Genomic DNA, 2,416 nt, shown 5'->3' with positions numbered 1-2,416 from the left:
ATATTCCCCAGCCATTGTTGTTTTGGAAGGTGTTGTTTTCTAGTTTTATGGTTCCTCGGAGGTTTTCGAGGTATACTCCGCAGTCTCCGTTGTTGTTGCTTGTGGTTTGGGTGATGGTTAGGTCGTGGCTGCCCCCGTTATTCATTAGGATGATTATTCCGTTGTTTTTGGCTTGGTTGATGGTTACGTTATCGATTATGACGTTGGTGAGTGGTTTTACGTTTCCGTCTAGTACTATTCCAACGTCTTTGGGGTTGGTGATGATGGTGTTTTGTATGGTTATTCCGTTTAGGTATCCGTCAGTCCATTCTCTTTGTATGGCGTTGGATTGGCAGTTGATGATTTGGGTGTTGTTGATGGTTACGTTGGTAAGCCAGGATGCGTGAGGTAATAGTATGCCTTGCCCTGTGGTCCCGTTTATGGTTGCACCATCAACAATAATGTTGGATGATGTTCCCGTCATCAAAACTCCATAGTGGCAGTTATTAATGGTTAGATTAGTTAGTGTAACATTATTAGTTCCCGTAACCAAAACTCCGGCAGAATTTGTTGCTCCAGTCAATATGAAACCGATAATATTGGCATAAGCACCTTGGTTATTAACTGTGAACACAGGATTACTTGGATTAGAAGATCCACTAACAGTCACTGCTCCATTTGCTTGGATAGTGAGGTTGTTTTTGTTCACAATCACATTTTCTGTGTAGGGGTCTGTTCCATTGGGTGCGACTGTGATGGTGTCTCCAGCGAGGGTAGATTGGTTGTTGATGGCGTCTTGGATGGAATTATAGTTGTAACTTCCTCCAGGACCCACAGTCCACTCCGCCGCTGAAACAGCACCCATAGTCAGGGTAATAATGGTGAATAAACTGATGAGAATTAAAGGTAAGGTATGTTTTTTAGTAATTTTAGGTAAATTAATTCCTTGAAATCGCTTGTGTATCAATTTCTTTTTCACCTCCTTTATGCTCGATAGATAATATTTATAGTCGGCATTTGTTTTGTTCATAGGTGGGTATTAAATTTTTCTAAAAGTATAATCATGCAAAATGGATATGTAAGAGTTTATAACTTCAAAAAAGCTTAAACGTATTCGGAATTTATTAATATGTTTAAAACAGAAATTATTTTTTATTTAAGGGTTTTAATTAATTATGGCTTTTATAAGCTTCTTAAATTTTGAGGTTTTTACCACGTTTATTTTGTTTATTCCTCTTTTTATCAGATCGGATATTTTTCAGGTTTTTTTTGTTTTTATTTCTACTGTTTTGATGGTGAGGTTGGCTTCGTTTCCTGTGATTAAACCTGAAATCATGCTTTACCTTTTGCCCACACTGGTGATCTCATTCCTTATTTTCGTAGGCACGGTGAGATCTTTTAAACATGAGAGGGCTATTAGGTTATAGATTTATTTTTTCTGTTATGCCTATTTTTTTCTAGTTGTTGCTGAAATAGGAATTTTTTTAATTCAAAGAAAAAGGATATTTTTTTTAGTCAATAATATTCCGTCAGAGTTCTGTTATTTTAAAATTTAAGAAAAATTTGTTTCCCTAAAAAAAATAAAAGGGGGGGGGGTGAGGGTTTTTTTTAAACCCTTATTTTTTCTTTTTTGGAGCTATTATTCCACCTAATACCATTAGCACGGCTATTACAAGTAAGCCTATTGGCTGACCAGTGGGTTGCATTTTTACTGTTTGTGCGTTTGCTTTTGTTTGAGTTTCTTGTGATGCGGCTTGTACGTTAATGTTTATGGACTGGATTTGGTCATTTAGGGTGGGATCATAGGTGTTAGTGCTTAGGAATGGTCTTAATGTGAATGATCCTGTGCTCATTACTCTCACATCAGCCCACAGGTTGGGGTCTCCTACTTCTACGTCTCCCAGATTCCAGGTTATGGTTCTGGTGGTGGCATTGTAGGTCCAGGTACCCTGGTCAGTTCGGGCAGTGATGAATTCCATGCCCTCGGGTATCACCAGAGTGAATGTCACATTGTCGGCTGCATCTGGGCCGTTGTTACCCAGCTTGAAAGTGATGGTAATGATATCACCCACTGTGGGGTTGGTGTTACTGGCAGTTGTACGGATGTACAGGCTGGCTAAAGGCACTTTCAATTGCCCAGTACCCGTTGTTGGGTTGTAGTCACTGTTACCCTGGAAATCAGCCCTGATGGTGTGTGTTCCACCGGGTAGATTGATGGTGTAAGGTACAGATGCCACTCCACTTGCATCAGTATCCCCGTTACCCACTGCAGCACCATCTACTTGGAAGTAGAGGGTTTGGCCCACTAATGGGTTGCCATCACTGTCAGTTAGGGTGGCACTGAGGACGACTTGTGTGCCGTTTTTACCGTTAACATTCAAAACTACCAGGTTGGTGTTCTTTTTGTCCACAGTTAGCTGTCCAGTTCCGGTTGAGC

2 protein-coding genes are annotated in these 2,416 nt (G+C 40.2%); both read right to left on the bottom strand.

Translation table 11 applies throughout. The features are described from left to right. Positions 1-946: right-handed parallel beta-helix repeat-containing protein (locus tag HVN35_11370; protein NYB53141.1), on the bottom strand; the 946-nt coding region annotated here is incomplete at its 3' end. 649 nt (positions 947-1,595) lie between these two features. Next, positions 1,596-2,416: Ig-like domain repeat protein (locus tag HVN35_11365; GenBank protein NYB53140.1), on the bottom strand; the 821-nt coding region annotated here is incomplete at its 5' end.

It is taken from the genome of Methanobacteriaceae archaeon (assembly GCA_013403005.1).
Classification (GTDB): domain Archaea; phylum Methanobacteriota; class Methanobacteria; order Methanobacteriales; family Methanobacteriaceae; genus Methanobacterium.
The sequence above is the reverse complement of the archived record's forward strand: the minus strand, read 5'-3'. Positions and strand labels throughout refer to the sequence as shown.